This window comes from Basfia succiniciproducens, assembly GCF_011455875.1.
In the GTDB taxonomy this organism is placed as follows: domain Bacteria; phylum Pseudomonadota; class Gammaproteobacteria; order Enterobacterales; family Pasteurellaceae; genus Basfia; species Basfia succiniciproducens.
Window position 1 is genome coordinate 2,093,269 of the sequence record NZ_CP015031.1, and the last position, 23,254, is coordinate 2,116,522.

Consider the following 23,254-nt stretch of genomic DNA (forward strand, 5'->3'; position numbering starts at 1 on the left):
TTTTCCGCGCTTTTTGTTTGGATTTTATTTATGGAAAAGACAACAGGACTTACACATTTTATTAAATCTGCCGGTTATTCTATTCAAGGCTTAAAAAGTGCGATTAAATACGAAGCCGCATTTCGCCACGAATTAGCCGCCGGGCTTATTTTAATTCCCGCAGCGCTTTATTTGGCTAACGATAAATTTGAAATGGTGCTGATGATTGGCAGCTATTTAATCGTATTAGTTACCGAATTATTAAACAGCGCATTAGAAGCGGTTGTGGATCGCATTGGCAGCGAACGTCACGAATTATCGGGCAGAGCCAAAGACCAGGGCTCCGCCGCCGTTTTTGTGGCTATTGCCAACTGCGTTATGATTTGGTTGATTCTGCTGATTTTTTAGCCGTCAAGTTCAAAATCACCGCATAAAATAAAATCACCGGGAAAAAGTAAAAAATATTGCCCGAGTTATGGCTGAAAAATCCTTGGCTGAAGCAATAAAACATCACGGAAATCACGTGAACCATACCGAATATGGCAACCACTTTCACTTCCAACCGGTCAGATAAATTCTTCCGGAAAAACCGCATTGGTACTAAAAATACGGCAAGTAAGGCGATAAATCCGAGAACACCCCGTTTAGAAAAATCATCTAAATATTGGTTATGGGCATGGGTAAATTGTGAGGCATATTTGCTGATAATGCCTTGTTTCTGGTGTTCCTTCCGCATTTGGTTAACGCCTTCAATTCCCCAACCGAAAACGGGTTTTTCTTTAATCATAAGGAACGCACTTTTCCACATTTCAAAACGTGCCCCGACGGAAGTCGAATCGGAACCTCTTTTATTGTCGACATAGCTTGTTATATCGTGTTGCGCCGCATTAATTCTCTTCATAATTTTTGTATTGGGAATGTATACCGCAACGCCAACAGCCACAACAAGAATTGAAATAACGGAAACAAAAAAGGTTCTAGACAGATATTTTCTATACGCCCAGAAAATAAAACACAGCACGAAAGGCACACCAATCCAACCGCCCCGGGCGGTGGACAGGATACTGCCCAGCATACCGGATAATGTAGCGAGCAAACAGAACAACATCCATTTTTTCTGTTGTTTAATAAAGAAATAAATACAACAAACCAATGAAAACATGCCCAGCGACATAGCAATATCGCCGCCTTGAATATGCATAATACGCGGGGCATACGCCATTTGAGAATGCAGATAAAAACGGTCGATTAATGCGGTAATTCCCGCAATCATACTACCCATCGGAATCGCATAAATAAGGGTAGAAAATTTAATCGGGAAACGGCTAAAGAGAAGCAATAAGGTAAGTAAAAAAACAATTTTTACCGGGCTGTCCAATTCTTTTAAACGTCCCTGATGAATCAATAAAGACAGCACAAATAACGAAAAATACAGCCCGTAACTGTATATCAGCCATTTTTCATCCGGTGATATTTGCCATTTTCGCTTTTTGATTAAATCATAAATAAGGTAGCCCAGCCCTACAAGAGCAAGAAGAATAGGGGAAATGCTATATCCGCTACGTACTGACAAACAGATAATAAAGAACAGCCCTACAACTCCATTTATTAAAAATCCTTTATTTAGTTTTAACATACGATTCCCTATAGCTAAAAAATTTAAAAAAAAAGACCGCACTTTCAAAGTGCGGTCTTATTCTAGCTTATTTTATAAGGAATTATAATACGTCAACGCAGTTTAAATCCTGGAAAGATTTTTCTAAGCGTTTAGACATAGATTCTTCCATTTTACGTAACCAAACGCGCGGATCGTAATATTTTTTATTTGGCGAATCAGGGCCTTCAGGGTTACCTAATTGACCTTGCAGATAAGCTTCGTTCGCTTTGTAGAATTGAAGGATACCGTCCCATGCGGCCCATTGAGTGTCGGTATCAATGTTCATTTTGATTGCACCATAGCTGATAGCTTCGCGGATTTCTTCGGTTGATGAACCTGAACCGCCGTGGAATACGAAATTAATCGGTTTGGCTTGAAGACCGCGTTCTTTCGCGACGAACTCCTGAGAAGCGCCTAAGATAGACGGTTTTAATTTCACGTTACCCGGTTTGTAAACGCCGTGTACGTTACCGAAAGCCGCAGCTACGGTAAAACGGGAGCTAACCGGATTTAATTGGTCGTAAACATATAATACGTCTTCAGGTTGAGTATAAAGCTTAGACTCATCAACACCCGAATTATCCACGCCGTCTTCTTCACCGCCGGTGATACCGATTTCAATTTCAAGAGTCATCCCCATTTTATCCATGCGGGCAAGGTATTCACGGCAGATTGCCATGTTTTCTTCCATTGGTTCTTCCGAAAGATCCAACATGTGAGAGGAGAATAAAGGACGACCGGTCTTTGCAAATTCTTTTTCGCTTGCATCTAGTAATCCGTCGATCCAAGGTAGTAATTTTTTCGCTGCATGGTCAGTGTGAAGGATAACCGGCACACCATATTCTTGCGCTAAAGTATGTACGTGTTTTGCACCGGCAATTGCACCTAATACGTCTGCGCGCGCACCGGATGCCGGTTTAATACCTTTACCCGCATAGAATGATGCACCGCCGTTTGAGAATTGAACGATAACCGGCGCTTTCACGCGTGCCGCCGTTTCTAAAACGGTGTTTACCGAGTCTGAACCCACACAGTTTACCGCAGGGATTGCGAACCCTTGTTCTTTTGCGTATGCAAATACTTTTGAAACGTCATCGCCGGTTAATACGCCGGGTTTTACGATATCTAATAATTTAGCCATTTTGCTTTTCCTATAATTTAAATGAAATCCGTAGGAGCGTACCTTTACGCCCGTTTGTTCGTCAGGGCGTAAGCAACGCCCTGCAATTAAAAATTAGCCGTTTGCGCGTTTTTCTAAGATTTCCACCGCAGGTAAAACCTTACCTTCAACAAATTCTAAGAACGCACCGCCGCCGGTTGAAATATAAGAAATTTTATCTTTGATACCGAATAAATCGATAGCGGCTAAGGTATCACCGCCACCGGCGATAGAAAATGCGCCGTTTGCAGTCGCTTCTGCAATCGCGTTAGAAATCACTTCGGTACCTTTACGGAAATTAGGGAATTCAAACACGCCCACCGGACCGTTCCAAAGAATGGTTTTAGCGGATTTGATAATTTTCGCCAATTCTTCTGCGGATTTATCGCCGATATCGAAAATTGATTCGTCGGCTTGAACTTCGGTTACCGATTTTTCGGTTGCCGGCGCATTTTCAGAGAATTCCGTACCCACACGCACATCCACAGGAACAGGGATATTAGTTGCTGCCGCTAAACGTTTTGCTTCAGGAATTAAATCTTCTTCATATAAAGATTTACCGACGTTATGGCCTTCAGCGGCAATAAAGGTATTGGCAATACCGCCGCCCACGATTAATTGATCGGCAATTTTTGAAAGGCTGTCTAAAACAGTTAATTTAGTAGACACTTTTGAACCGCCTACAATTGCAAGCATAGGACGTTGAGGTTCTTTTAAGGCTTTACCCAAAGCATCCAATTCAGCCGCTAATAACGGGCCTGCGCAAGCAACCGGCGCATATTCGGCAACACCGTAAGTTGAAGCCTGCGCACGGTGAGCCGTACCGAAAGCATCCATTACGAATATGTCGCAAAGTGCGGCATATTTTTTACCCAATTCAGGATCGTTTTTCTTTTCGCCTTTGTTGATACGAACGTTTTCCAATACAACGATTTCGCCTTCGTTTACTTCAACGCCGTCTAAGTAGTTTTGTGCTAGGCGTACGTTAAATCCTGCATCTTTTAAGTAATCAACTACCGGTTGTAATGAGTCTTCAGGTTTGAATTCACCTTCAGTCGGACGGCCCAAGTGAGAAGTTACCATCACTTTGGCGCCTTTTTCCAAGGCTAATTTTAAAGTAGGAATTGTTGCGCGGATACGCGCATCTGAAGTCACTTTGCCGTCTTTTACCGGCACGTTTAAATCGGCGCGGATGAAAAGACGTTTGCCGGCTAAATCAAGATCGGTCATTTTGATTACTGACATAATATTTCCTCTTTGGTTAAAAATAATAAAAATTTTTCAAAACTTGTTCATTATACCTAGTATTGGCTAGGTTGTAACTGGTTTAGATCAATTAATAGCGATTTATTTATAAATTCGCAGACCGCCGTAACGGATTTGTCTGAGGGTTAAAATAACATAAAAAAGAAGGCTGTCCACGGCTTTTTTAACAAAGCTGACAGGATACAGCTAACTCAATTCCGATTTATTGTTTAGGGCAGTTTATTACCTGCCAATTCAAGTCATAACAAATATAAAGTTCGTCGCGGCTTGCACCTAGATAGGCATGGCGTAACTGCGGGTTATTTTTTCTCAGCCAGCTAAACAATTCTTTGCCTTTCATTTCAACGGTCGGTAAGGTCAAGGTACGATATAACGCCTGCTGTTTGGCAAAATATTGTTCCGCCCGATCAAACGCACAGGCGCCGTGTTTTTCCCATTCCGCCTGTAATAAGTTCGGGCTCGGGCTTTCCGCCATATATTGACGAACTACATTTTCTTCAACTTGAGGAAGGTCGCCTTTGCATAAACGGGGATGTCCTGCAACGGTTCTTGCGGTTGCGCTTTGCGGCCATAAACCGTGGATAACCCAACCGTATTTTTTCTTAATACCGCATTGGTATTCGGCGGAGTCCGGCAGGTTATTGCCGTATTTCTCATACTGAGTCCGGCAGAAGGAGGGAGACCAGGATAACGCCAACATATAATAATCCACATTGGCTTTTAGATTTTGCCCGATTTTGTCATCCTTCATGGCAAAATCGTAATTGTTTTTAATGGGCGGGAAGGACTCCTGTGTTGAAAGTGCGGTGGATTTTTGCGGAGTTTCCTGTAGTTTTTCCGCGGTTTTGTCAAAACAGCCGGATACCGTTAAAGCTAGCGGAATAATGTAAAACAGGCTTTTTAATAGGAGGAATTTTGGTTGCATAGACACTCTTTACTAACACCGGAGTCCGTTTATAAAAGATAAACAGCCCCTAAATAAACGGTTGTTTTTCACACCACATTCATTATAATCAGCCCTTTTCAACCCAAACAAGGAATCAAATGGCACTTTTAATTACTGACAAATGCACAAATTGCGATATGTGTTTGCCGGAATGCCCGAACGAGGCAATTTCTGTCGGTGATGAAATTTATCTGATCGACCCCGCACTCTGCACCGAATGCGTGGGGCATTACGATACGCCCACTTGCCAGAAAGTTTGCCCTATTAATAAATGTATTATTACGGACCCTGATCACATTGAAACGCAAGATCAGCTTTGGGAACGCTTTGTGTTGATCCATCACGCCGATCAGGTTTAAAACATCACCGGCAAAACGGTTACTTATCCAGTTTTGCCAATAGCACGCCCGCTGCCACGGCAACATTGAGCCCGGTTTTCAACGGGTTTGCAAAAGACAGATTAATCACTTCATCACCGCTTTGAACTAACGCAGGATTTTCAGACTCGGTTAAAACGAAAACCACTTTTTGGGCTAACTGTAATTTATGCACGCCTTTCGCCTGTTTATTTGTTGTCGTGTGCACAACCTGGTAGCCGGCTTTACGCAATTTAGCCAATGCGTCGTCCGGGCTTTCCGTTTGCAATTGATGAATATATTCCATGCCGCCTTCGGCAACGCGCATCGCCGCCGCTGAATTTAACGGTTCCGCGTTATCGACAATAACACCTTTTACCCCGTAAAAGGCGCAAGTACGGATAATGCCGCCGATATTCTGCGGATTACGGACATTATCCAAAATAATTAGCGCATCCTGTTGACGGGGAATATCCAAATAACCGGTAAGAGTGAAAGGACGGGCTTTTTTCACCAGCATACAAATCCCGCCGTGATGTTCGGTACCGCTAACCAGCTCCAGTTCCGCACGTTCAACCACGTGATAAACTTTTTTATTGGCGGCTAAATAGCTGAACATATCACCGATTTTATGCGCCGTTTCAACGGTCGCCCAAACCCGCACAATACTTTCCGGACGTTCGGCAAATAACGCGAGACATGCGCTTTCGCCGTATACTTTCATTTCCTCGGCGCGGTTTTTCTTAATTTTCTCGGGTGCGCGAGGCGACAAAGGCCCAGTTTTTTTTACACGCGGTTGTTCGCTTACACCGCTGCGTTTCATCACAACTTTCACATTGCCCAGTTTTGTTTCCGTAATTTTAGTTTCCTGCAGTATCGGACGCTCATTGCGACGCTCAAAAGTGCGGTCGTTTTTTGCCGGATTTTGACGTTCTTTGCGGTCAAAATCTTTATTTGACCGGCGATCCTGCGGTGCAAAACGGTCATTGTCCTGGGAACGGGAAAACTGCGCCCGGCTTTGCCCGAACTTTTCCTGCCGCTCGCCTACCGTACGTTCGTGAAAACGCTTTTGGTTACTTGGTTGTTGAAATTTTGCCGGTTGGAAAGCCGCTTTGTTGGATTTATCATTCATATTAGAATCGCCAGTTAGTTAAATATTGAAAGATTTTCAAAAAATCTACGGCATTATAATAAAAAAAACCTTTTTTCTATCAATTTATACGCTAAATATTGTAAACTACAAAGTTGCAATAACGCATAACAGCGTAGAAGAAGAAAAATTATGTTAGTTAATAAGATTAAACGAGCCAAACAACGCCTGGAACGGCTGCCGTATTTAGCACAGTCCGTCGCGGATTTTGAAGTGATTTATAACCCGGCTCAATTTAAACAAACCATTATTCAACTTATTCGTTCGGCTAAAAATCGTATTTATATCACCGCACTTTATTGGCAATTTGACGAAGCCGGGCAAGAAATTTTAAATGAACTTTATGCCGCCAAACAAAAAAATCCCGCATTAGATGTGAAAGTTCTGGTGGACTGGCACCGCGCGCAGCGCAATCTGCTGGGGGCGGCAAAAGGCACCACAAATGCCGACTGGTATTGCGAACAACGGGTAAAACATCAGGCGCAGTCTATGTTCTTTGGGGTGCCTATCAACACCCGGGAAGTATTCGGTGTGTTGCACATTAAAGGTTTTGTATTTGACGATACCCTGCTTTACAGCGGTGCAAGCATTAACAACGTATATTTACATCACAAAGACAAATACCGCTACGACCGCTACCAGAAAATCACCAACCCGGCATTGGCGGATGTTTTAGTGGCGTTTGTCAATCAATATTTACTTGACCCTAATGCCGTACACGCACTGGACGACGCGGCTCGCCCCGCTACCAAAGAAATCAGAATGCACATTAAAGCGTTTCGCAAAAAATTAGCGCTGGAGGCGGGTTATTGGATTAATAATGCGGTTGCTTTCAGCAACGATCAATTGACCGTTTCGCCTTTATTCGGTTTAGGTACCAGTGGCAATGTATTGAATAATTGCATTGAAGATTTATTCATGCTGGTTAAAGAAAAACTGGTGATTTGTACGCCGTATTTTAATTTCCCCCGAACGCTAAAAGGCAAAATCAGTCATTTATTAAAACAGGGCAAGAAAGTGGAAATCATCGTGGGCGATAAAGTAGCGAACGATTTTTATATTCCGCCGACCGAAGAATTTAAAATCGCAGGGGCGTTGCCTTATTTATATGAAAAAAACCTGCGCGCGTTCTGCAAAAAATTTGCCGCTCAAATTAATGAAGGTTTATTGGTCGTCCGCACCTGGAAAGACGGTGATAATACCTATCATTTGAAAGGAGTATGGGTGGATGAGGATTATATTCTGCTTACCGGCAACAATTTAAACCCGCGGGCATGGCGTTTGGATGCCGAAAACGGTTTATTGGTGCATGATCCGAAACATGAGCTGAGAGTCCAAATGGAAGAAGAATTGCGACAAATCCGTCAACACACCACCGTCTTACGTCATTATTCGGAGTTGCAAAAAATGAACCAATATCCGGAACCCGTTCAACGCTTATTAAAACGCTTTGAACGCGTCAAAGTGGATAAACTGGTGAAAATGATCCTGTAATGCCAACACAAAACTGCGGTCGAAATTTTGAAAAATTTGACCGCAGTTTTTTATTATTATGCTTTTCAGACGTTGTCTAAGCCACGCCGTATTGCTCGCGATAGGCTTTCATTGCCGGCAAATATTGGCTGTATTCGGGTTCATTTTCAATGAATTGCATTAAATCGTCTAAATCAATAATTGAAAGCACATCGCACCGATAATCGCGCTCTACTTCCTGAATTGCCGATAATTCGCCTTTTCCCCGTTCTTTACGGTTTAACGCAATCACCACCGCCGCTAAACGGGCGTTATTGGCGGCAATAATATCCATGGCTTCGCGAATCGCCGTACCCGCCGTAATCACATCATCAACCAACAGAATTTTGCCTTGCAGCGGTGAACCGATAAGATTACCGCCTTCGCCGTGATCTTTGGCTTCTTTGCGGTTAAAACATACGGGTTTATCTAAATTAAATTTATTGAATAAGGCAACAGAAACCGTGGTGCCGATGGGAATGCCTTTATAAGCCGGCCCGAAAATCACATCATAATTCAATCCGCTTGCCTGAATCGCCGAGGCATAAAATTCGCCTAAACGGGCTAAATCCGCCCCCGTATTAAACAATCCCGCATTAAAGAAATAAGGGCTGACGCGGCCTGATTTTAAAGTAAACTCACCGAAACGTAATACGTTGCGGCTTAGAGCGAATTTAATAAATTCCTGTTTGTAGTTTTGCATATTTATCTCTTTTTATTTTGAATTAATTTGTCCCTCAACGGGTGAAAAACAGGGACAGTATTTAGTCTGTCCCCGTTATAAAATTTAACAATCCGCGGCTAACGCTCTGCGCTGCGCATCAAAAATCATATTGCACCCTTGTTTGGCTAAATTTAACAGGGTTAGTAATTCTTCATGGCTGAAGGGCTCGCCTTCCGCCGTTCCCTGCACTTCAATCATTCTGCCGTCTTCCATCATCACCACATTCATGTCGGTTTCCGCTGCGGAATCTTCCACATATTCTAAGTCGCAAACCGCTTCGCCGTTCACAATCCCGACGGAAACGGCCGCCACCAAACCTTTAAGCGGACAGGTTTTTAAAGTGCCGTTTTCCACCAATGCATTAATGGCATCGGTTAACGCCACGCAAGCACCGGTAATAGATGCGGTACGGGTGCCGCCGTCAGCCTGAATCACATCGCAGTCTAAGGTAATCGAACGTTCGCCTAACGCCGTTAAATCCACCATAGCTCGCAATGAACGCGCAATTAAACGTTGAATTTCCATGGTACGACCGCCCTGTTTTCCTTTTGCCGCTTCACGCAGCATACGGCTGTGAGTGGAACGCGGCAACATGCCGTATTCGGCGGTTACCCAACCTTGCCCTTGACCTTTTAAAAAACGAGGGACGGAATCTTCTACCGTCGCCGTACAAATTACTTTCGTATCGCCGAATTCCACTAGCACCGAACCTTCCGCATGTTTTGTGTAGTGACGGGTAATTTTAATCGGGCGCGGTTCGTTTACCGCTCTATTATTTGGACGCATTTTATTTCCCTATGATTTAGCTGAGGGCTTAAACGCCCTAATATATCGGCGGAATAAATTCCGCGCTGCAAAACGGGGCTTATTTTAGCACGCAAAATGACAGAAATGAAATTTACCAGTACAATAGCCGCGGTAAATTGATATACAAATTCAGGAGAAAGATATGATTTACAGCATGACAGCCTTTGCACGCCACGAGATCAAAAAAGATTGGGGCGATGCCGTATGGGAAATCCGTTCCGTTAATCAACGTTATTTGGAAAATTTTTTTCGGTTGCCGGAACAGTTTCGCGGTTTAGAAAACAATCTGCGCGAAAAACTGCGGCAAAACCTTACGCGCGGGAAAATCGAATGCAGTTTACGCATCGACAGTAAAAAACAAACCAGTGCCGAACTGAATTTAAATAAAGATCTCGCCGAACAGGTTATTCAGTCCCTAAAATGGATTAAACAACAAGCGGGTGAAGGGGAAATTAATTTAAATGACGTGTTACGTTATCCCGGTGTAGTAGAAGCGCCGGAACAGGATCTTGACGCCATCAGCCAGGATTTATTAAACGCTTTCGACGAATTATTAAAAGACTTCATTGCCATGCGTGCCCGCGAAGGGGAAAAATTACACACCGTTATTCGGCAGCGTCTGGACGCTATTTCCGTGGAGGCCGATAAAGTGCGCGCACAAATGCCGGAAGTGCTGCAATGGCAACGCGATCGCATTCTGCAACGTTTTGAAGAAATCCAACTGCAACCGGATCCGTCCCGTTTAGAACAGGAAATGGTGTTGTTGGCGCAAAGAATTGATGTGGCGGAAGAACTTGACCGCCTGCAAATGCATGTTAAAGAAACCGCCTCGATTCTGAAAAAAGGCGGTGCGGTCGGGCGTAAACTGGATTTTATGATGCAGGAATTAAATCGCGAATCAAATACCCTCGCCTCAAAGTCAATTAATGCGGATATCACCGCTTCCGCCGTGGAATTAAAAGTATTAATCGAACAAATGCGCGAACAAATTCAAAATTTAGAATAAGGTCGTTTATGACAAAATTAATTCATTTAACTCAATATAAACTCATTGAATTAACCGGCGTTGACAGCGAAAAATTCCTGCAGGGGCAATTAACCTGTGACGTCACAAAGCTTAAAACAGGCGATTCGACCCTTACCGCCCATTGCGATCCGAAAGGCAAAGTCAGTTCCGTTTTCCGCTTAATCCGGGTTGCTCAAGAGCAATTTTATTTATTGTTCCGTACCGATTTATTACCGGCGGGTTTGGAACAGTTGAAAAAATACGCGGTTTTCTCAAAAGTCGCCTTTGCCGAACCGGAAGTTCAACTTGCGGGCGTTATCGGTGAAAACTGCGGTCAATTTTCCGCAAGTTTTGTCGTTAATTCAGGCAATGCCGCCATATTGATTAATCCGGCGGAACGCCTTGAATTTAATGCCTCCGCCGAAGCATGGGATTGTGTTGAAATCCAACGGGGTTATCCTATTCTTTCGGCGAAAACGCAAAACGAATTTATCCCGCAGGCGCTGAATCTGCAATGTATAGAGCAGGCGGTTTCTTTCCAGAAAGGTTGCTATATCGGGCAAGAAACCGTAGCGAGGGCAAAATACCGCGGCGCCAATAAACGCGCGATGTTTATTTTTAAAGCCCGCAGTCAAATCATCCCGGAAATCGGCGGTGAAATTGAAATGCGACTGGAAAACGGCTGGCGCAAAACCGGTGTGATTCTAAGTGCGGTCAATTTCGGCGAAGTTTTATGGCTCCAAGTGGTGCTAAATAACCGGCTCGAAGATGGGCAACAATTCCGTCTGGCGGCGGATGAAACCGCATTGGAATTGTATCCGTTACCTTACGAATTGGTTTAATAATCTTTAGGGGCCGTTTATAAAAGATAAACAGCCCCTAAAAGTGCGGTGGAAATTCGCGAAATTTTAACCGCACTTTTTCTCTTGCGCCGATTGAGTTAATCCGCACTTTGCTATATACTATCGTCCCGTCTTGAATAGCTAATCATCTTTAAAATAATTTCATTCTACTCAAGTAAAAATGTTGTAAAAATCCGGTTAGACGAATAACCCGGGTGCGTTTTTCATTGTTTTAAAGATGATTGGCTATAATCATTTTATTTCATTATTAATCCCGACATTAGGTTTCACTATGGCTACAAATTATATTTTCGTAACAGGCGGCGTTGTATCTTCGCTGGGTAAAGGTATTGCGGCTGCGTCATTAGCAGCGATTTTAGAAGCGCGTGGTTTGAATGTAACCATGATGAAGCTTGATCCGTACATTAACGTTGACCCGGGCACTATGAGCCCGACCCAACACGGTGAAGTATTCGTCACCCAGGACGGTGCGGAAACCGACTTGGATTTAGGTCACTATGAGCGTTTTATCCGCACGAAAATGACCAAACGCAACAATTTCACCACAGGTAAAATTTATTCCGAAGTGTTACGCAAAGAACGTCGCGGCGACTATTTGGGCGCTACGGTTCAGGTTATTCCGCATATTACCAACGAAATCAAAGCTCGCGTAATCGAAGGTGCCGCCGGTCATGATGTGGCAATCGTGGAAGTAGGGGGAACCGTGGGCGATATTGAGTCTTTACCGTTTCTGGAAGCGTTACGTCAACTAGCCGTACAGGTTGGCCGTGAAAAAACGATTTTCATGCACTTAACCTTAGTGCCTTATATTCCGACTGCAGGCGAAGTAAAAACCAAACCGACCCAACATTCCGTAAAAGAATTGCTTTCTATCGGGATTCAGCCGGATGTGTTGATTTGCCGCTCGGATCGTATGGTTCCGCCAAACGAGCGTGCAAAAATCGCCTTATTCTGTAACGTACCGGAAAAAGCGGTCATTTCCTTAAAAGACGTGGATTCTATCTATCGCATTCCCGCATTATTACAATCTCAAGGTTTAGATGATTTGATTTGCCAACGTTTCCGTTTAGCCTGCAAAGAAGCGGATCTGTCCGAATGGGAACAAGTGCTTTATCGCCAAGCTAATCCTACCGGTGATGTAACTATCGGTATGGTAGGTAAATATGTGGAATTGCCGGATGCATATAAATCCGTAAATGAAGCCCTAAAACACGCAGGTTTAACCAACCGTTTAAACGTACATATCAAATATATCGATTCGCAAGACGTTGAAACAAAAGGCATTGACGTATTAAAAGGGGTGGACGGCATTTTAGTGCCGGGCGGTTTCGGTTATCGCGGTGTGGAAGGCAAAATTCTGACCGCCCAATATGCTCGTGAAAATAACATTCCTTATCTCGGCATCTGCTTAGGTATGCAGGTCGCCTTTATTGAATATGCGCGCCATGTGGCGGGATTAACGCAGGCGAATTCTTCCGAATTCGATAAAAACTGCCCTCAACCGGTAGTCGGTTTAATCACCGAATGGCAGGATGCCGACGGCAGCGTGGAACAACGTTCGGAAAACTCGGATCTAGGCGGCACTATGCGTTTAGGCGCGCAACAATGTCATTTAATCGAAGGGTCGAAAGCCCGTGAATTATACGGTAAAGAAACCATTGAAGAACGCCACCGTCACCGTTATGAAGTCAACAATACTCTGTTACCGCAAATTGAAGCGGCGGGCTTAAAAGTAACGGGTTTAAGTGCGGATAAAAAATTAGTGGAAATTATCGAAGTGCCTAACCACCCTTGGTTTGTGGCATGTCAGTTCCACCCGGAATTTACCTCAACGCCGCGCGACGGTCATCCGTTGTTTGCCGGATTTGTTAAAGCGGCAAAAGAAAATCAGAAAAAGTAGTGGTTTGATCAAAAGATCGTAAAGTTTTGCAAGACAAACCGAGTAAATACGGATACTATATTCAGGTTATATACCCATTTTAGATTAACTAAGAGGAAAATAAAAATGGCAAAAATCGTTAAAGTCATCGGTCGTGAAATTATTGACTCACGTGGTAACCCAACTGTTGAAGCTGAAGTTCATTTAGAAGGCGGTTTCGTAGGTTTAGCGGCGGCTCCGTCAGGCGCATCTACAGGTTCCCGTGAAGCATTAGAATTACGTGACGGCGATAAATCACGTTTCTTAGGTAAAGGCGTATTAAAAGCGGTCGGCGCGGTAAATAACGAAATCGCCGGCGCTATCGTCGGTAAAGACGCGTCTAACCAAGCTGAAATCGACCAAATCATGATCGATTTAGACGGTACCGAAAACAAATCTAAATTCGGCGCAAACGCAATCTTAGCGGTTTCTTTAGCAACGGCTAAAGCGGCGGCGGCTTCTAAAGGTTTACCTCTGTACGCTTACATTGCAGAACTTAACGGCACACCGGGCGTTTACTCAATGCCGTTACCGATGATGAATATCATCAACGGCGGTGAACATGCGGATAACAACGTGGATATCCAAGAATTCATGATTCAACCGGTTGGTGCTAAAACCTTACGCGAAGCGCTACGTATCGGTGCGGAAGTATTCCACAACCTTGCTAAAGTATTAAAAGCTAAAGGTTTAAATACTGCGGTTGGTGACGAAGGCGGTTTCGCACCTAATTTAGGTTCGAACGCAGAAGCGTTGGCATGTATCAAAGAAGCCGTTGAAAAAGCGGGCTATGTGTTAGGTAAAGACGTTACATTAGCGATGGACTGTGCATCTTCTGAATTCTACAATAAAGAAAACGGTAAATATGAAATGAAAGGTGAAGGCCGTTCATTCACATCTCAAGAATTTACCCATTATTTAGAAGAATTATGCAAACAATACCCAATCGTGTCTATCGAAGACGGTCAGGACGAATCCGATTGGGAAGGCTTCGCATACCAAACTAAAGTTTTAGGTGACAAAGTTCAATTAGTCGGCGACGATTTATTCGTGACCAACACCAAAATCTTAAAAGAAGGTATCGAAAAAGGTATCGCAAACTCAATCTTAATCAAATTCAACCAAATCGGTTCATTAACCGAAACTTTAGCGGCAATTAAAATGGCTAAAGATGCGGGTTACACTGCGGTTATTTCACACCGTTCAGGCGAAACCGAAGATGCGACTATCGCAGATTTAGCGGTTGGTACGGCAGCAGGTCAAATCAAAACCGGTTCTATGAGCCGTTCAGACCGTATTGCTAAATACAACCAATTAATCCGTATCGAAGAAGCATTAGAACGCGCAGGTACTCCGGCTCCGTTCTTAGGTTTAAAAGCGGTTAAAGGTCAGGCTTAATTGCAAATTGAGTTGATTAAAAACTCGTAAAATTTACACCGCACTTTTGTTGAAAGATAAAAGTGCGGTGTTTTTTTGTGTTATTTTCTTTTAGTGAGGAATGCTTGATATTCGGTTTATGTAATTAGATTCCGGGTTTTGTAGCGGCTAAAATCGCATATTTATTATTCATGTCCTCCGCCCAGGTTACCAAATGAGGGAAATGAGCGGCCAAATCATAGCCTATCTTATCCGCACGGAAAATCCACCAATCGATCAGGCAAACAGCAGTTATAGTGCCAATGTTTAACTCGGTACCGAAGGGGACAAGCGCTTGTTCAAGCTGGGTAAAACTCCGAACATTGCGATCCATTAATTGTTGATGACGACTTGTCCACCATTCATTTTCCGGACGTAACATTTTTTCCGCTACCATCGGCATAGTGTTTTCCATAATACCGTCAACTAAATTATGTAACGCCAGTACTGCCCAGCGCGGTTTACCGCTCTCAGGAATCAGCTTAGGGCAGGCGCCTTTTTGATCGAGATATTCACAAATTAATAAACTACCGAAAAGCCAATTACCGCAATTACGTTGTAAAGCCGGTATCCGCCCGAGCGGATTTACCTGGTTATGAGGGGAATCGGGATCGAAAGACGATGTAATACGTAATAAATCGGTTTTATCTTCAAGCTGTTGATGTTTTAAGGTCACCAACACCTTACGCGCAAACGGACTTGTTGTTGAATACCAAAGTTTCATATTAACCTTTCTGTAATAAATAAATTTCGTGTATATATATCATATAAAATACAACCTTTATTTATATGCTACAATGTGAACCTAGTATATTTTTGTAAAATGTATAGATTTCAAATGACAGATAAATTATTAAACGAACCCTGGCTCACTTGGGCGATACAAATTCAGGCAATTGCGCAAAACGGGCTGGCTTATTGCCAAAATGTGTATGATATCGAACGTTATGAACAGCTGCGCGATATCGCGGCGGCGATGTTGAGCTATAAAACGGCGATTCCACAAGATAAGGTAAAAAATTTATTTTGCAACGAACAAGGTTATCAGACGCCGAAAGTAGATACGCGGGCGGCAATTTTTAAAGACGATAAAATTCTGTTAGTGCAGGAATCCGACGGGCTTTGGTCTTTGCCCGGCGGTTGGTGCGACGTATTGGAAAGCATTGATTCCAATACCGTAAAAGAAACCCGGGAAGAGGCGGGGCTTGATATCAATACGCAATTTATTATCGCCATTCATGATCAACACAAGCGCAATTATCCGCCTTTTGCCTATGCGGTGCTGAAAACATTTGTGATGTGCGAATTGATTGAGGGTGAATTTCGGCCGAATAGCGAAACTATAGCTTCGGACTGGTTTGCGCTTGATGAATTGCCGCCGATGGCGGAAGAAAAAAATACCCCCTCGCAGGTTGAATTATGCTTTCAGGCGCACCATAGTAAGCATTGGGTTACGCAATTTGACTAAGGATAAAAAATGCTACATTTAGTTTTAGAAGACAGACACATTATTGGTCAGGAAAAACGCCTCGGCGTGCATTCTACCGAACAGGATCACCTTGCGGTGGTATTTGAAGACGACGGCGAAACCGGCTATTTTTACGCCATCAACACGCAAGAAGCGCAACCGGTTGTCGATAGCCTTTCCGTTTATAATGTAAACGGTATCGAGAGTTTACAGGAACCCCGCCAAGTGCAAATTTGTTGGAGTGAAGACGGAAACAGAGCTTTTCTTCTGGTAAACGGTTATCCCCATGCCGCCTTTGATTTTACCCGTTTAATCGGTTATAACCACAGCAAATATCCGTTACCGGAATTAGGTAGTATGTGGTCACATGAAAATATCACTGATAAACTTGTGGAAGAATGGTTGACACCTTAATTTTTAGCGGTAAGTAAAAACTTTTCAAAAACTAACCGCACTTTTATGTACGGAGTCATGTTTTGTATCCGCATATAATCGATACACGATATATTTTATCGCACTGAAAGTAGGATGCCATGCTTGGCGTCCTTAATATGACAAGACAAAATATATTCATAATATTGGCATTTTCAAATGAGATAAATAAGATGGAATTACAGGATAAATTATTAATTGCAATGCCGAATTTACAGGATAGCTATTTTTCCCAGTCGGTGATTTATATTTGCGAACATAATGAGCAAGGCGCTATGGGATTGGTATTGAATCAGGTTACCGATCTCAGTATTGCGGAACTTGTGGCCAAATTAAATTTTATGATGGCGGACGGTCGTCATTATCCCGAAACCTATGTGTTCGCCGGCGGGCCTGTGAGTATGGATCGCGGGTTTATTTTGCATACGGCAACAGAACGTACTTTTGAGCACAGTTATCGGGTAACGGATAATCTACAGTTAACCACTTCGGAAGATGTCATTGAAACTTTCGGTACGCCTGAGGCACCGGAAAAGTATTTAGTCGCCCTTGGTTGCGCCACCTGGACATCCGGACAATTGGAAAAAGAAATCGCTGACAACGATTGGTTAGTGGTGCCGGCGAATAATCATATTTTATTCGATGTACCTTGGGCTGAACGTTGGACGGCCGCACAACAATTATTGGGTTTCCAACCGGCTAATTTGGTGGCGGAGGCAGGGTATTGTTAATGGGTATCTGTGCATTGGCTTTCGATTTCGGCACTAAAAGTATCGGTTGTGCGGTGGGGCAAAGTATTACCGGCACAGCCCAGGCTTTACCCGCATTTAAAGCGCAGAACGGTATTCCGAATTGGGATAGCATTGAAAAATGTCTGAAAGAATGGAAACCCGATGTATTAGTAGTCGGCTTGCCTTTAAATATGGACGGTACGGAGCAGGAGTTTACATCGCGGGCAAGAAAATTTGCCAACCGCCTTCACGGGCGTTTTGGTGTGAAAGTGGAATTACAGGATGAACGGCTGACTACCACGGAAGCCCGTACGGAAATTTTTCAGCGCGGTGGTTATAAAGCTTTAAATAAAAGCAAGGTTGACGGCATTTCCGCTGCGTTAATTTTAGAAAGCTGGTTTGAGCGACATTCGTAATCGTGATCCGATGTTTTATTTTGTCTTCTATGACGGTTAATAATATAAAAAGAAAAGTGCGGTAAAATTCGGTGAAATTTTACCGCACTTTTTATCTATTTAATGTCGAGCATTAAGCATAATACATTTCAAATTCTACCGGATGCGGCGTCATATTTACGCGTTCCACTTCTTTACGTTTGATAGCAACAAAGGCATCAATGAAGTCTTTGCTGAATACACCGCCTTGGATTAAAAATTCATGGTCGGCTTGTAAAGAATCAAGAGCTTCTTCCAAAGACGAACAAACTGCCGGAATTTCTTTTAATTCTTCCGGCGGTAAGTCGTATAGGTTTTTATCCATCGCATCGCCCGGATGGATTTTATTGATAATACCGTCGATACCCGCCATTAATAACGCGGCGAAAGCCAGATACGGATTTGCCAATGGATCCGGGAAGCGCGCTTCAACACGGATTGCTTTCGGGCTGGTTACCGCAGGAATACGGATGGAAGCCGAACGGTTACTTGCCGAATAAGCTAATAATACAGGCGCTTCAAATCCCGGTACTAAACGTTTATATGAGTTAGTGGTCGGGTTGGTGAACGCATTTAACGCTTTAGCGTGTTTGATAATACCGCCGATGTAATAAAGCGCGGTTTCGGAAAGACCGGCATATTTATCGCCTTGGAATACGTTTTTACCGTCTTTGCTTAATGACATATTACAGTGCATACCCGAACCGTTATCGCCGGCAAAAGGTTTTGCCATAAAGCAGGCGGTTTTACCGTATTCTAACGCAACATTTTGTACCACATATTTATAGATTTGCGTTTCGTCGGCTTTTAAGGTTAACGTATTGAATTTTGACGCAATTTCATTTTGACCGGCGGTGGCAACTTCATGGTGGTGCGCTTCAATAACTAATCCCATTTCTTCTAAAATTAAGCACATTTCGGAACGAATGTCGTGGGAATTATCAATTGGCGCGACAGCGCAATAGCCGCCTTTTTTCAACGGACGATAAGCGTTATTACCGTCTTCAAATTTACGGTTAGTATTCCATGCCGCTTCAATATCGTCGATTTTGTAAGAAACGTTATTCATTTCCGTACTGAAACGAACATCGTCAAATAAGAAGAATTCCGGCTCCGGTCCGAATAATGCTTGGTCTGCGATACCGGTTGATTTTAAATAGTTTTCGGCACGAGTCGCGATTGAACGAGGGTCTCGGTCATAGCTTTGCATGGTGTTTGGTTCGTAAACGCTACAGCGGATGGAAAGGGTAGTGATTTGTGCGAAAGGATCAATTACGGCGGTTTCCGGCATTGGCATTAAAAGCATATCGGCTTTATTAATTGCTTTCCAACCCTCAACTGAGGAACCATCGAACATTTTACCTTCTTCAAAAAAGTCTTCTAATTCATCAGCTACTAAATTAACCGGTAATGAAACACCGTGTTCTTTACCTTTAATATCGGTAAAACGAAGAAGGACAAACTTTACGTCATTGTCTTCAATTAATTTTGCAACGCGTTGAATTGCATTTGGGTTTGCCATAAACAGCTCCTGTTATTTTGCACTTAGAGTAATTAAAATTTATTAATTTTAATGGCTAAAAATAGCATATTACACAAAAAATGCAATTGCTTATAAAAGAAAATTTAATGAAAGTTTTAAATAATTAATATTAATCTAATTATATGTAAATTATCTTAAATAAAATATAAAAAATTATTTAATATGTTATTTTTTATTTCAAGTTTCCATGGATTTTATGTGATCCGAGTAGATAACAAGTCAGCAAGATCGGGCTACGACAAGATCTAATCGTATTATTTAATAGCTCATCGGATTAAAAAGTTGTATAATTTGCGACCTTTCATCGCGGACGGTATCTCAAAAGGTAGAAAAGTGCGGTGAAAAATTTGATAGATTTTAGAGCTTGCGGCGTTCCAAAAATATTTTTCTTATCGCTAAAAATAACCGATATCGCAAATCTTTTTGAAACGTCCGCAAGCCCTATATTATTCGTTAAACAATTAAGAACATTTCAAATGGCAGAATTAGATATTCATAAATTGCGCAATATCGCAATTATTGCGCACGTTGACCACGGCAAAACCACCCTCGTTGATAAACTGTTACAACAATCCGGTACATTAGAAACAGCGCGTAACGGCGATTCCGACGAGCGTGTGATGGACTCGAACGATCTGGAAAAAGAACGCGGTATTACCATTTTAGCGAAAAATACCGCCATTAACTGGAACGACTACCGCATTAATATCGTAGATACCCCGGGACACGCGGACTTCGGCGGCGAAGTGGAACGGGTACTGTCCATGGTGGATTCCGTATTACTGGTAGTGGACGCTTTTGACGGCCCGATGCCGCAAACCCGTTTTGTAACTCAAAAAGCCTTTGCCCACGGTTTGAAACCTATCGTGGTAATCAACAAAGTCGACCGCCCGGGCGCACGTCCGGACTGGGTAGTGGATCAGGTTTTTGATTTATTCGTAAACCTTGGGGCCACTGACGAACAGTTAGATTTCCCTATTATTTACGCCTCCGCCCTAAACGGCGTGGCGGGTCTGGAACACGAAGAACTGGCGGAAGATATGACGCCGTTATTCGAAGCCATCGTACAACACGTAGAACCGCCTCAAGTGGAATTGAACGCACCGTTCCAAATGCAGATTTCACAACTGGACTACAACAACTATGTGGGCGTAATCGGTATTGGTCGCATTAAACGCGGCACGGTAAAACCGAATCAGTCCGTCACTATTATCGACAGTTTCGGTAAAACCCGTAACGGCAAAATAGGTCAAGTATTGGGTCATCTGGGTTTACAACGTTACGAAGAAGATCTGGCGCAAGCCGGCGACATCGTGGCTATTACCGGATTAGGCGAATTGAATATTTCCGATACCGTTTGCGATATTAACGCGGTGGAAGCATTGCCTGCGTTAAGCGTGGACGAACCGACGGTTACCATGTTCTTCTGCGTCAATACCTCGCCGTTCTGCGGTCAGGAAGGGAAATTCGTCACTTCACGGCAAATTCTCGAACGTTTAAATAAAGAATTGGTTCACAACGTAGCCTTACGGGTAGAAGAAACACCGAATCCGGACGAATTCCGGGTATCCGGTCGCGGCGAATTGCATTTATCGGTGTTAATCGAAAATATGCGTCGCGAAGGTTACGAATTAGCGGTGTCCCGCCCGAAAGTTATCTATAAAGAAGAAAACGGTCACAAACAGGAACCCTTCGAACAAGTCACCATTGATATTGAAGAACAACATCAGGGCGCGGTAATGGAAGCTTTAGGCATCCGTAAGGGCGAAGTGAAAGACATGAGCCCGGACGGCAAAGGCCGTACCCGTTTGGAATACGTTATCCCAAGTCGCGGTTTAATCGGTTTCCGTAACGAATTTATGACCATGACATCCGGTACCGGCTTGCTTTATTCAAGCTTCAGCCATTACGATGATGTCAAACCGGGCGAAATCGGCCAGCGCAAAAACGGCGTACTGATTTCTAACGCTACCGGTAAAGCTCTGGCTTATGCTTTATGGGGTTTACAGGAACGCGGTAAATTAATGGCGGAACACGGTCAGGAAGTGTACGAAGGTCAGATTATCGGTATTCACAGCCGGACTAACGACTTAACGGTAAACTGCCTGCAAGGTAAAAAATTAACCAATATGCGCGCCTCCGGTAAAGACGACGCCATTCAGTTAACCACGCCAATCAAGTTAACTCTGGAACAGGCCATTGAATTTATTGACGACGACGAATTGGTGGAAGTCACCCCACAATCCATCCGTATCCGTAAAAAACTGTTAACGGAAATGGATCGCAAACGTGCCAACCGTACCACCACCAGTACCAGCACGCATTAATTCAAAACTTTAATAAAATAACCGCACTTTTGGGGCCAGCTCAAAGTGCGGTTATTTTTTTAGGAATTTTGTGTTAAATAATCCAACACCACCCGATGATGTTCACCGGTTTTAAATTTAGTAAACACCTGCTCAATAACACCTTTTTCATCAATTAAGAAGCTGATACGGTGGATGCCGTCGTAAATTTTCCCCATAAATTTCTTTTCGCCCCATACGCCGAATTGTTCGGCGACTTGATGATTTTCGTCGGATAATAAGGTGAAGTTTAACTCTTTCTTTTCTGCAAATTGGGCGAGTTTTTTCGGTGAGTCCGGGCTGATACCTAGAATTACGACGCCTGATTTATCCAGTTCCGCTTTGGCATCGCGCAGTCCGCAGGCTTGGGTTGTGCAGCCCGGAGTTAGGGCTTTCGGGTAGAAATAAACCAGCACTTTTTTGCCTTGAAAGTCCGTCAGTGAAACGGTTTCATTATGTTGGTTTGACAGGCTAAAGTGCGGTGCAAAATCGCCGATTTTTAATGTATTCATAACTTTTTCCTTAGAAATTTGATTTCAACTGCAAAATTTAAAAAAATCACTTGCAAAGTGTAACGATTTTGGCGAACCTAAACAACACATCAAAATATTTTAGCTTCAAACACGACAAGAGAGGTTTTTATGTCATCAACACGTCCTTTATTTTACGGTAGTATCGTTGCGCTTATTACGCCTATGGATAGCCATGGCGAAGTTAATTATGACGAATTAAAAAAATTAGTTGAATACCATATTGCCAGCGGCACTCATGCTATTGTTTCGGTGGGAACAACAGGGGAGTCCGCTACTTTAAGTATTGATGAAAATGTAAAAACCATTCAAAAGACCGTTGAGTTCGCGGCAGGCCGTATTCCCGTTATCGCGGGTACGGGCGCTAATGCAACCAGCGAAGCCATTACGATGACGAAATTATTGAATAACAGCGGTGTTGCCGGTTGCTTGTCTGTTGTGCCTTACTATAATAAACCGACTCAAGAAGGGATGTATCAACATTTTAAAGCTATTGCCGAGTGTACGGATCTTCCGCAAATTCTTTATAACGTACCGGGACGTACCGGTAGCGATATGAAACCTGAAACCGTGGGTCGTTTATCTAAAATTGAAAATATTGTGGCGATTAAAGAAGCTACGGGTGATGTGAGTCGTGTAAAACAAATTAAAGAATTAGCCGGCGACGATTTTATTTTCCTGAGCGGCGATGACGCTACCGGATTAGAAAGCATTAAATTAGGCGGGCAGGGCGTGATTTCCGTAACTAATAACCTCGCAGCGGCGGATATGGCTAAAATGTGTGAATTGGCGCTTGCCGGTAATTTTGATGAAGCGGAGGCGATTAATCAGCGCTTAATGGGATTACATCATGATTTATTTATTGAAGGTAATCCGATTCCGGTAAAATGGGCGGCCTATAAATTAGGTTTGATCAAAGAACCCGTATTGCGTCTACCGTTAACCACATTGAGCGAAGCGGCGCAGCCGAAAGTGCTTGAAGCATTAAAACAAGCGGGCTTGATTTAATCCG

23 protein-coding genes are annotated in these 23,254 nt (G+C 43.2%); 13 read left to right on the top strand and 10 right to left on the bottom strand.

Features of this window, described 5'->3' with window-relative positions:
- Positions 1-30: 30 nt before the first annotated feature.
- Positions 31-387: a diacylglycerol kinase gene (locus A4G13_RS09735; RefSeq protein WP_090654178.1), complete on the top strand. Its 357-nt coding sequence runs from the start codon at positions 31-33 to the stop codon at positions 385-387.
- On the opposite strand, the gene A4G13_RS09740 is transcribed toward A4G13_RS09735, so the two are convergent.
- The 4 genes from A4G13_RS09740 to A4G13_RS09755 form a co-directional block, all read right to left on the bottom strand.
- On the bottom strand, positions 356-1,615 hold the full coding sequence (locus A4G13_RS09740; RefSeq protein ID WP_090654176.1) for an O-antigen ligase family protein: 1,260 nt from the start codon (positions 1,613-1,615) through the stop codon (positions 356-358). The genes A4G13_RS09735 and A4G13_RS09740 overlap by 32 nt on opposite strands.
- 82 nt (positions 1,616-1,697) lie before the next feature.
- A complete protein-coding gene (gene fbaA, locus A4G13_RS09745; protein WP_011199426.1) occupies positions 1,698-2,777 on the bottom strand; it encodes a class II fructose-bisphosphate aldolase in 1,080 nt (359 codons plus the stop codon).
- A gap of 93 nt (positions 2,778-2,870) precedes the next feature.
- On the bottom strand, positions 2,871-4,040 hold the full coding sequence (locus A4G13_RS09750; protein WP_090654174.1) for a phosphoglycerate kinase: 1,170 nt from the start codon (positions 4,038-4,040) through the stop codon (positions 2,871-2,873).
- A gap of 223 nt (positions 4,041-4,263) precedes the next feature.
- Positions 4,264-4,986: a ribonuclease T2 family protein gene (locus A4G13_RS09755; protein WP_165898034.1), complete on the bottom strand. Its 723-nt coding sequence runs from the start codon at positions 4,984-4,986 to the stop codon at positions 4,264-4,266.
- A 119-nt stretch (positions 4,987-5,105) separates the two neighbouring features.
- On the opposite strand from A4G13_RS09755, the gene A4G13_RS09760 reads away from it, so the two are divergent.
- Positions 5,106-5,366: a YfhL family 4Fe-4S dicluster ferredoxin gene (locus tag A4G13_RS09760; protein ID WP_011199429.1), complete on the top strand. Its 261-nt coding sequence runs from the start codon at positions 5,106-5,108 to the stop codon at positions 5,364-5,366.
- A 19-nt stretch (positions 5,367-5,385) separates the two neighbouring features.
- Here A4G13_RS09760 and A4G13_RS09765 read toward each other — a convergent pair whose 3' ends face one another.
- Positions 5,386-6,495 carry a TrmH family RNA methyltransferase gene (locus A4G13_RS09765; protein ID WP_090654170.1) on the bottom strand — a complete coding sequence of 370 codons (1,110 nt, stop codon included), beginning with the start codon at positions 6,493-6,495 and terminating at the stop codon, positions 5,386-5,388.
- A 150-nt stretch (positions 6,496-6,645) separates the two neighbouring features.
- On the opposite strand from A4G13_RS09765, the gene pssA reads away from it, so the two are divergent.
- Positions 6,646-8,007, top strand: a complete 1,362-nt coding sequence (pssA, locus tag A4G13_RS09770) for a CDP-diacylglycerol--serine O-phosphatidyltransferase (RefSeq protein WP_090654168.1) — start codon at positions 6,646-6,648, stop codon at positions 8,005-8,007.
- Between the two features lie 76 nt (positions 8,008-8,083).
- Here the strand turns inward: pssA and pyrE are convergent, their stop codons facing one another.
- Together pyrE and rph are read right to left on the bottom strand one after the other, a co-directional pair.
- Positions 8,084-8,728, bottom strand: coding sequence for an orotate phosphoribosyltransferase (gene pyrE / locus A4G13_RS09775; RefSeq protein WP_090654166.1), 645 nt, complete (start codon positions 8,726-8,728; stop codon positions 8,084-8,086).
- Positions 8,729-8,812: 84 nt separating this feature from the next.
- The gene (gene rph, locus A4G13_RS09780) at positions 8,813-9,535 is read right to left on the bottom strand and encodes a ribonuclease PH (RefSeq protein WP_090654164.1); all 723 of its coding nucleotides are present in this window, start codon (positions 9,533-9,535) and stop codon (positions 8,813-8,815) included.
- A gap of 163 nt (positions 9,536-9,698) precedes the next feature.
- On the opposite strand from rph, the gene A4G13_RS09785 reads away from it, so the two are divergent.
- The 4 genes from A4G13_RS09785 (at position 9,699) to eno (ending at position 14,741) form a co-directional block, all read left to right on the top strand.
- Positions 9,699-10,562, top strand: a complete 864-nt coding sequence (locus tag A4G13_RS09785; protein WP_011199435.1) for a YicC/YloC family endoribonuclease — start codon at positions 9,699-9,701, stop codon at positions 10,560-10,562.
- Positions 10,563-10,570: 8 nt separating this feature from the next.
- Positions 10,571-11,404 carry a CAF17-like 4Fe-4S cluster assembly/insertion protein YgfZ gene (gene ygfZ / locus A4G13_RS09790; protein WP_090654162.1) on the top strand — a complete coding sequence of 278 codons (834 nt, stop codon included), beginning with the start codon at positions 10,571-10,573 and terminating at the stop codon, positions 11,402-11,404.
- Positions 11,405-11,696: 292 nt separating this feature from the next.
- Positions 11,697-13,325, top strand: a complete 1,629-nt coding sequence (gene pyrG / locus A4G13_RS09795) for a glutamine hydrolyzing CTP synthase (RefSeq protein ID WP_011199437.1) — start codon at positions 11,697-11,699, stop codon at positions 13,323-13,325.
- A 105-nt stretch (positions 13,326-13,430) separates the two neighbouring features.
- The gene (eno, locus tag A4G13_RS09800) at positions 13,431-14,741 is read left to right on the top strand and encodes a phosphopyruvate hydratase (RefSeq protein ID WP_011199438.1); all 1,311 of its coding nucleotides are present in this window, start codon (positions 13,431-13,433) and stop codon (positions 14,739-14,741) included.
- 124 nt (positions 14,742-14,865) lie between these two features.
- On the opposite strand, the gene A4G13_RS09805 is transcribed toward eno, so the two are convergent.
- Complete coding sequence (locus tag A4G13_RS09805; protein WP_090654160.1) at positions 14,866-15,483, bottom strand: glutathione S-transferase; 618 nt, start codon at positions 15,481-15,483, stop codon at positions 14,866-14,868.
- A 114-nt stretch (positions 15,484-15,597) separates the two neighbouring features.
- Here A4G13_RS09805 and A4G13_RS09810 point away from each other — a divergent pair, with 114 nt between their 5' ends.
- The 4 genes from A4G13_RS09810 to ruvX all read left to right on the top strand — a co-directional run bounded on the left by A4G13_RS09810 (position 15,598) and on the right by ruvX (position 17,806).
- A complete protein-coding gene (locus tag A4G13_RS09810) occupies positions 15,598-16,227 on the top strand; it encodes an NUDIX hydrolase N-terminal domain-containing protein (protein ID WP_090654158.1) in 630 nt (209 codons plus the stop codon).
- A gap of 9 nt (positions 16,228-16,236) precedes the next feature.
- On the top strand, positions 16,237-16,641 hold the full coding sequence (locus A4G13_RS09815; protein WP_011199441.1) for a DUF2251 domain-containing protein: 405 nt from the start codon (positions 16,237-16,239) through the stop codon (positions 16,639-16,641).
- Between the two features lie 191 nt (positions 16,642-16,832).
- A complete protein-coding gene (locus A4G13_RS09820; protein WP_090654156.1) occupies positions 16,833-17,390 on the top strand; it encodes a YqgE/AlgH family protein in 558 nt (185 codons plus the stop codon).
- The gene (gene ruvX, locus A4G13_RS09825; RefSeq protein ID WP_090654154.1) at positions 17,390-17,806 is read left to right on the top strand and encodes a Holliday junction resolvase RuvX; all 417 of its coding nucleotides are present in this window, start codon (positions 17,390-17,392) and stop codon (positions 17,804-17,806) included. Before A4G13_RS09820 ends, ruvX begins: the two co-directional genes overlap by 1 nt.
- Positions 17,807-17,918: 112 nt before the next feature.
- On the opposite strand, the gene glnA is transcribed toward ruvX, so the two are convergent.
- Positions 17,919-19,346, bottom strand: a complete 1,428-nt coding sequence (gene glnA, locus A4G13_RS09830) for a type I glutamate--ammonia ligase (RefSeq protein ID WP_090654153.1) — start codon at positions 19,344-19,346, stop codon at positions 17,919-17,921.
- Positions 19,347-19,843: 497 nt separating this feature from the next.
- On the opposite strand from glnA, the gene typA reads away from it, so the two are divergent.
- The gene (typA, locus tag A4G13_RS09835; RefSeq protein ID WP_041639479.1) at positions 19,844-21,694 is read left to right on the top strand and encodes a translational GTPase TypA; all 1,851 of its coding nucleotides are present in this window, start codon (positions 19,844-19,846) and stop codon (positions 21,692-21,694) included.
- Positions 21,695-21,753: 59 nt separating this feature from the next.
- Here typA and bcp read toward each other — a convergent pair whose 3' ends face one another.
- Entirely contained in the window at positions 21,754-22,224 is a 471-nt protein-coding gene (gene bcp / locus A4G13_RS09840) for a thioredoxin-dependent thiol peroxidase (RefSeq protein WP_090654151.1), read from the bottom strand.
- A gap of 129 nt (positions 22,225-22,353) precedes the next feature.
- Here bcp and dapA point away from each other — a divergent pair, with 129 nt between their 5' ends.
- Positions 22,354-23,250 carry a 4-hydroxy-tetrahydrodipicolinate synthase gene (gene dapA / locus A4G13_RS09845; RefSeq protein WP_090654149.1) on the top strand — a complete coding sequence of 299 codons (897 nt, stop codon included), beginning with the start codon at positions 22,354-22,356 and terminating at the stop codon, positions 23,248-23,250.
- Positions 23,251-23,254: the final 4 nt, after the last annotated feature.

Bases quoted from the DNA above. Each gene is read 5' to 3' on its own strand.
- A4G13_RS09750 (WP_090654174.1), bottom strand. From the start codon at position 4,040: ATGTCAGTAATCAAAATGACCGATCTTGATTTAGCCGGCAAACGTCTT.
- A4G13_RS09805 (WP_090654160.1), bottom strand. From the start codon at position 15,483: ATGAAACTTTGGTATTCAACAACAAGTCCGTTTGCGCGTAAGGTGTTG.
- A4G13_RS09820 (WP_090654156.1), top strand. From the start codon at position 16,833: ATGGAATTACAGGATAAATTATTAATTGCAATGCCGAATTTACAGGAT.
- A4G13_RS09810 (WP_090654158.1), top strand. From the start codon at position 15,598: ATGACAGATAAATTATTAAACGAACCCTGGCTCACTTGGGCGATACAA.
- dapA (WP_090654149.1), top strand. From the start codon at position 22,354: ATGTCATCAACACGTCCTTTATTTTACGGTAGTATCGTTGCGCTTATT.
- glnA (WP_090654153.1), bottom strand. From the start codon at position 19,346: ATGGCAAACCCAAATGCAATTCAACGCGTTGCAAAATTAATTGAAGAC.
- A4G13_RS09760 (WP_011199429.1), top strand. From the start codon at position 5,106: ATGGCACTTTTAATTACTGACAAATGCACAAATTGCGATATGTGTTTG.
- A4G13_RS09735 (WP_090654178.1), top strand. From the start codon at position 31: ATGGAAAAGACAACAGGACTTACACATTTTATTAAATCTGCCGGTTAT.
- A4G13_RS09755 (WP_165898034.1), bottom strand. From the start codon at position 4,986: ATGCAACCAAAATTCCTCCTATTAAAAAGCCTGTTTTACATTATTCCG.
- A4G13_RS09815 (WP_011199441.1), top strand. From the start codon at position 16,237: ATGCTACATTTAGTTTTAGAAGACAGACACATTATTGGTCAGGAAAAA.
- bcp (WP_090654151.1), bottom strand. From the start codon at position 22,224: ATGAATACATTAAAAATCGGCGATTTTGCACCGCACTTTAGCCTGTCA.
- rph (WP_090654164.1), bottom strand. From the start codon at position 9,535: ATGCGTCCAAATAATAGAGCGGTAAACGAACCGCGCCCGATTAAAATT.
- ruvX (WP_090654154.1), top strand. From the start codon at position 17,390: ATGGGTATCTGTGCATTGGCTTTCGATTTCGGCACTAAAAGTATCGGT.
- ygfZ (WP_090654162.1), top strand. From the start codon at position 10,571: ATGACAAAATTAATTCATTTAACTCAATATAAACTCATTGAATTAACC.
- fbaA (WP_011199426.1), bottom strand. From the start codon at position 2,777: ATGGCTAAATTATTAGATATCGTAAAACCCGGCGTATTAACCGGCGAT.
- pyrE (WP_090654166.1), bottom strand. From the start codon at position 8,728: ATGCAAAACTACAAACAGGAATTTATTAAATTCGCTCTAAGCCGCAAC.
- A4G13_RS09765 (WP_090654170.1), bottom strand. From the start codon at position 6,495: ATGAATGATAAATCCAACAAAGCGGCTTTCCAACCGGCAAAATTTCAA.
- A4G13_RS09740 (WP_090654176.1), bottom strand. From the start codon at position 1,615: ATGTTAAAACTAAATAAAGGATTTTTAATAAATGGAGTTGTAGGGCTG.
- typA (WP_041639479.1), top strand. From the start codon at position 19,844: ATGGCAGAATTAGATATTCATAAATTGCGCAATATCGCAATTATTGCG.
- pssA (WP_090654168.1), top strand. From the start codon at position 6,646: ATGTTAGTTAATAAGATTAAACGAGCCAAACAACGCCTGGAACGGCTG.
- pyrG (WP_011199437.1), top strand. From the start codon at position 11,697: ATGGCTACAAATTATATTTTCGTAACAGGCGGCGTTGTATCTTCGCTG.
- A4G13_RS09785 (WP_011199435.1), top strand. From the start codon at position 9,699: ATGATTTACAGCATGACAGCCTTTGCACGCCACGAGATCAAAAAAGAT.
- eno (WP_011199438.1), top strand. From the start codon at position 13,431: ATGGCAAAAATCGTTAAAGTCATCGGTCGTGAAATTATTGACTCACGT.